This is a genomic window from Synechococcus sp. R70.1 (assembly GCF_047461675.1).
Taxonomy (GTDB): Bacteria; Cyanobacteriota; Cyanobacteriia; order Thermostichales; family Thermostichaceae; genus Thermostichus.
Window position 1 is genome coordinate 1 of sequence record NZ_JANSHR010000019.1, and the last position, 5923, is coordinate 5923.

Consider the following 5923-nt stretch of genomic DNA (forward strand, 5'->3'; position numbering starts at 1 on the left):
CCAAGCTGGGCAAGATTCGGCACAATGGGAAGAAATGTTTCTAGCAAGCAGTTGAGAAGCGGCCATGGCCCATAAACTCTGGATCAATGGCCAATGGGTCGACAGCCAAGGGGGAGACCTAATGGTCATCGAAAACCCGGCCACTGGCGAGAAATTGGCAGAAGTGGTGGACGCCAGCCCTGCTGATGTGGATCGGGCCGTGCAGGCTGCCCACACCGCTTTCTCCGATGGCCGCTGGTCCAAACTCACCCCTAGCGAGCGATCCCTGGCCCTCTGGAAACTGGCCGATCTCCTCGAAGCTCACGCCGCCGAACTGGCGCGTCTGGAGTCGGAAAACACTGGCAAGCCCTACGAGGCCGTCAGTTTGGGGGCGGATCTGCCCTTTGCGGTAGATAACTTGCGTTTCTTTGCCACTGCCGCCCGCGACGCCCATGGCCTCAGCGCCGGGGACTATGCCAAGGGCTACACCTCGCTCTTTCGCAAAGAGCCGGTGGGCGTGTGCGCGCAAATTACCCCCTGGAACTACCCCCTGCTGATGGCCATCTGGAAACTTGGCCCTGCGCTGGCAGCTGGCTGTACGGTGGTGCTCAAGCCCGCCCCTGTTACTCCCTTGACCACCCTGAAGCTGGCGGAACTGATTGCCGAGGCCGGGATCCCGCCGGGCGTGGTTAACATCGTTACTGGGGGCAATGCCACGGGTCAGGCCTTGGTGGAGCATCCCCTGGTGCGCATGGTCAGCTTTACTGGCTCCACTGCCACCGGCAAGCAGGTGATGCGCACGGCTGCCCACACCCTCAAGCGGGTGCATCTGGAACTGGGGGGCAAGGCCCCGTTTTTGGTTTTCGAAGATGCCGACGTGGAAACGGTGGCCGCCAAGGCTGCTTTTGCCGCCACCTTCAACAGCGGCCAGGACTGCACAGCAGCCACCCGCGTCTATGTGCACGAAAGCAAGCTGGCGCAGCTTCAAGAGGCCATTGTCGAGGCCATGCGCAACGTCAAGCTGGGATCCCCCTTTGAGCCGGGAGTGGAGATGGGGCCCTTGATCTCGGCAGCCCAGCGGGAGCGGGTGATGGGATTCGTGGAGCGGGCCAAAGCCGAGGGAGCTAAGGTGCTGACCGGCGGGCGGATCCCTTCCCTACTGGATTGGGGATACTTCTACGAACCCACGGTGATTACCCATGTCGATCAAAAAGCGGAGATTGTGCAGAGCGAGGTTTTTGGGCCAGTCCTCACCCTCAGCTCGTTCCGCGAGGACGAGGAAGCGCTACGCCTGGGCAATGACGTCCTATACGGGCTGGCGGCTTCTGTGTGGACTCAGGACATCGGACGAGCCCTGAAACTAGCCGCTGAGCTGGAAGCGGGCACCGTCTGGATTAACGACCACCTGCCCATGGCCTCAGAGGCTCCCCACGGCGGCTTCAAGCAATCGGGCTTTAGCAAGGATCTCTCGGCAGAGGCCGTGCGAGAGTATCAAGCGACCAAGCATGTGATGATTGCTACTGGCTGAAATCTCGTTCGAGGAAGAGGCTAGCGGCAGCCGGTCGGCCATGCCTTGGGGAACTCCTCCAAGCGATAGACTTGGGTGTATCGCACCCCCTGTTCTCCGTTGCCAATGGCCACGTCCTACTTCTCAACCCCAGGATCCGCAACCCTAGCCCCTCCCCGCACTTTCCCTCTCACTGCCGTAGTCGGCCAGCAAACCGCCAAGCTGGCTCTGTTGTTAGCGGCGGTGGATCCCAGCTTGGGAGGGGTGGTGCTGGTGGGGCCGCGCGGCACAGCTAAGTCCGTCTTGGCCCGAGGCATTCACGCCCTCCTACCCCCCATTGAGGTCATTGCCGGCTCCTACTGCAACGACGATCCGGCACGGCCCGAGACGTGGTCGGACTGGGCCAAGACCCGCTACCCCCAGGGAACGACGCCCCCTACCCAGGTGATAGCTCCTCCCTTTGTCCAGGTGCCTTTGGGGGTGACGGAGGATCGGCTGCTGGGATCGGTAGATGTGGAGGCCTCGGTAAGGCAGGGGGAAACGGTTTTTCAGCCGGGGCTCTTGGCTGCCGCCCACCGGGGCGTGCTCTACGTAGACGACATCCACCTCTTGGATGAGGCCATTGTCAACCTGCTGCTGGCAGTGGTGGGGGACGGGGTAAACCGCCTGGAGCGGGAAGGGCTAAGCCTGCAGCACCCCTGCCGGCCTCTTCTAGTGGCCACCTACAACCCCGAGGAGGGATCCCTGCGCCCCCACCTGCTGGATCGCCTGGCGCTGGTGGTGCCGGTGGGGCAGGAGCTGAGCCTGGAAGAACGCGGGGAAATTGTCCAGCGGGCAACGCAATTTGTCGATGCTCCCGAGCCCTTCTTAGCCAAGCACCAGCCAGAACTGGAAGAGATCCGCACCCGCATCCTCCTGGCGCGGGAGTGGCTGCCCCAGGTTAAGCCGCAGCGGGAACAGATCCACTACCTGGTGCAAGAGGCCCTCCGCGGCAACGTCCAAGGGCATCGAGGGGAGCAGTTTGCCCTGCGGGCTGCCTGCGCCCTGGCGGCTCTGGAGGGGCGGGATCGCCTGGTGGCTGAGGATTTGCAACAGGCCGTGCAACTGGTGCTGCTGCCCCGGGCCCGCTATAACCCCGATCCGCCACCTCCCCCTCCACCCCAATCCCAACAGCCGGATCCCCCGCCCAGCTCCTCCGACAACAGCGACCCAGAGGAGACGGATCCCCAGCCGCAAAGCCCCAGCCTGCCGCAGGAGTTTTTCTTCGATCCCGAGCAGGTGGCCCTCGACCCACGCCTCTTGGCCTTTGCCCAGTCCCTCACCCAACAGGGGAAAACGGGCTCCCGCAGCCTGGTGTTCAGCACCGACCGGGGCCGCTACGTCAAGCCCATCCTGCCCCGGGGAGCCAACCCCCGCATTGCCGTCGACGCCACCCTGCGAGCTGCTGCTCCCCACCAAAAAAGCCGCCGCCTGCGGCAGCCAGGGCGAACCGTTATTGTGGAACCTGGCGACATCCGCGCCAAGAAACTGGTGCGCAAGGCCGGGGCCCTTGTAATCTTCGTGGTGGACGCCTCTGGCTCCATGGCCCTCAACCGCATGCAAGCGGCCAAAGGCGCTGCCCTGCGCCTGCTGACTGAGGCCTACCAAAACCGCGACAAGGTCGCCCTCATCGCCTTCCGTGGGGAAACCGCCGAAGTGTTGCTGCCCCCCACCCGCTCCATTGAGCTGGCCCGCCGCCGCCTGGAATCCCTGCCCTGTGGCGGGGGATCCCCCCTGGCCCATGCCCTCACCCAAGCGGTGCGCCTGGGGGTGAACGCCCGCGCCAGCGGCGACGTGGGAGAGGTGCTGCTGGTGGCCCTTACCGATGGCCGGGCCAACATTCCCCTCAGCCGCTCGCTGGGACGGAGGGAGGGCGAGCCTGTTGACATCAAACAAGAGTTGCGAGAGATTGCCCTGCGCATCCGCGCCTTGGGGCTAAAGTTGCTCTTAATCGACTCGCAAAGCCGCTTCGCTGCAACTGGCTTTGGCGCTGAGCTGGCGGAACTGGCGGGCGGGCGCTACTTCCACCTCCCCCGGGCCAGTGACCAGAGGATTGCAGCCGTAGCCCGCTCGGCCCTTCGAGAGGAACGTAGCTCTCCCTAGGGAAGCCGCGCTTGTAACTTTTCTTAATGGCCTTGGCTATGATCCCTGTAGGCGCTCCTCACCTTGCCCTATGGCCACAGGACTCCTGCCAGAGCTCTCTCTGCCCCATTCCATGCTCACTGACTGGGTCAGCCGAGGGGTGAGCGCTGCCATTCGTGCCCTTTTTAAGCAAGCCGGGCGGCTGGAGGCACGGGTGCAAGCAGAGCCGATGGCCAAATTGCTGCAAGGGCGCATCGACAGCTTCGAGCTGGTGGGCCAGAACTTGCAGATGTACAACGGCCTGCGGCTTTCGCTTCTGGAGCTATTTTGCAATGCCGTGGCCATCGATTTCAGCCAAGTCTGGCAAGGGCGGATTAGACTGCGCCAGCCGGTGCAGGCTAGGATGCAGGTGGTGCTGAGCGAGGCGGATCTGGCGCAATCCTTCAACACCCCGTTTGTGCTGAACAAGCTGGCTCAGGCGGGGCAGGAAGGCCAGCCCCTGTCGTTTCATCAGGTAGAAGTGCGCATCACCCCCGAGCAGCGGTTGCAAGTGCGGGCCAAGGTGCAGCAAGGAGAAAGCAGGGTTTTTCGGGTGGGCTTCTCCGCCCGCGTTGAGGTGATAGAGCGCCGCCGCATCTGCTTGGCCGATCCGTTCTTTGAGGGCGATACAGAAGAGGGGCGCCTCCTAAGCCGCGCTTTGGTCGACCACCTGAATGCGCTCCTGGATTTGGACCGACTGGCCTTGCAAGGGAGCAAGCTGCAGGTAGATCGGGTGTGCCTCCAGCCTCAGCAGATGATCCTCTCCGGCAGCGCCATCCTGGTGCGTTTTCCCACTCGCCAACCCCAGCGGGAAAATGCTTGACAATCCTTCAGAGGGCGGGTACGCTCAAAGGCGGTGAGGAGTGAAGAGAAGAAGCCTCTGGGGTCGAAACACGGACAGACACCCAGGGGTTTTTTCATGACCTCTGAACCCACACCTCGACCCGCGAAGCTCTAGCCTTTAAACCCCGGGGGTGTTTTTGGTTCTCTTGCCCTGCTTGGTCAAAAAGCCTGCCTAGCCAGACAGCTCTTGGCGCAACTTGAGGAGACCTGGAAAGCTTTCCCGGAGTTTGGGGATGTCTTTTGCCAGCCCTCTTGACCGGTTTGCTCGTCTCTGGCCTAATTCAAGGCAAACCTCTCTCCCCTTCTCCCTTGAGATACTTCTGGCGACGTCGCTTTCCCCACAACCTGCGCACTCAGGTGGCGCTGGTCATTGCCAGCCTTTCCTTTGTCCCCAACCTGGTTTTCATCCTGTCGGTGCCGTGGATCCTGGCTGATAGGCAGCTCAGCAGTGAGGGATCCGCCCTGCTGCTGCTGTGGATCCCTTTGCTGGCGGTGCTATCGGCGCTGGCGGGCTATGCCTTGTCTTCCATGCTCTTGCGGCCCCTGACCTTGCTGGCCCGCGAGCTAGCTCACCTAGAAACCTTGATTAACCAGCCAGACCGCTGGACTTTGCTGCTCCGCCCAGGGGATCCTCAAGAGGTTTTGATCCTGCGGCAAGCCCTTGCCCACCTACTGCGCCAGATTCAAAGCAATCAAAGACAGCGAGAGGCCTTCACCGCCACTCTGGTGCACGATCTAAAGACTCCCCTCATCGCCTTTGGGCATCTGCTAGGCGCCCTCAAGCAGGAGCTGCCCTTGAGTCGTCAGGAGCGGCTAGCCCTGCTGGATCGCATGCTGGAGGAAAACCAACGCAACCTGGCGCTGGTGCAAAAAATGGTGGAGGTCTACCGCCTGGAGCGGGGGGAGATTGCCCTGCATCCCCGGCCCTGCGATCTCGGATCCCTGGCTCGGCGGGTAGCCAACCGCATGGGATCCCTGGCGCGAGAGCGGGGGATTGACCTGGGCGTGGAGGGAGAAGGCTGGGGCAACGCCGATGAGGCCGAGCTGGAGCGGGCGCTGGTGAATCTGGTGGACAATGCCCTGCGCTATGCCCGCCGCGCGGTGGTGCTGACCGTTGGCCCCCGCCAGATCCAGGTGCGGGATGATGGACCCGGCCTGCCAGCTCCCCTAGAAGATCTGGCCCAGCCCTACATTGCCCAGACCATTTCCATTGCCGGTCAGCACTATCCAACTGGCTTGGGAGGTCTGGGACTCTACATTGCCAAACGCATCCTAGAGGCTCACGGAGGAGACCTGCGGCTGGTGGAGACGGGATCCCAAGGCACGACTCTGGCCCTGGTGCTGCCCTGATCTCCAACCTTGCCCGAGGTAGTCCCCCGCTTCGCATTAGCAGGGCGGAGCGCTTGCAACTACTCGACAGGGCGGCCCCGATAC

4 protein-coding genes are annotated in these 5923 nt (G+C 62.8%); all 4 read left to right on the plus strand.

Going from position 1 to position 5923, the window contains the following annotated elements; genetic code table 11:
* Positions 1 to 64 precede the first annotated feature (64 nt).
* The 4 genes from NW807_RS02130 to NW807_RS02145 all read left to right on the plus strand — a co-directional run bounded on the left by NW807_RS02130 (position 65) and on the right by NW807_RS02145 (position 5839).
* Positions 65 to 1507 (plus strand): gamma-aminobutyraldehyde dehydrogenase, encoded by a 1443-nt coding sequence (locus tag NW807_RS02130; RefSeq protein WP_414425161.1) that lies wholly within the window; start codon positions 65 to 67, stop codon positions 1505 to 1507.
* Between the two features lie 105 nt (positions 1508 to 1612).
* Positions 1613 to 3628, plus strand: a complete 2016-nt coding sequence (gene bchD, locus NW807_RS02135; RefSeq protein ID WP_414425162.1) for a magnesium chelatase ATPase subunit D — start codon at positions 1613 to 1615, stop codon at positions 3626 to 3628.
* A 70-nt stretch (positions 3629 to 3698) separates the two neighbouring features.
* Positions 3699 to 4469 carry a DUF2993 domain-containing protein gene (locus NW807_RS02140; RefSeq protein WP_414425163.1) on the plus strand — a complete coding sequence of 257 codons (771 nt, stop codon included), beginning with the start codon at positions 3699 to 3701 and terminating at the stop codon, positions 4467 to 4469.
* Positions 4470 to 4741: 272 nt separating this feature from the next.
* Positions 4742 to 5839, plus strand: coding sequence for a sensor histidine kinase (locus tag NW807_RS02145; RefSeq protein WP_414425164.1), 1098 nt, complete (start codon positions 4742 to 4744; stop codon positions 5837 to 5839).
* Positions 5840 to 5923 lie beyond the last annotated feature (84 nt).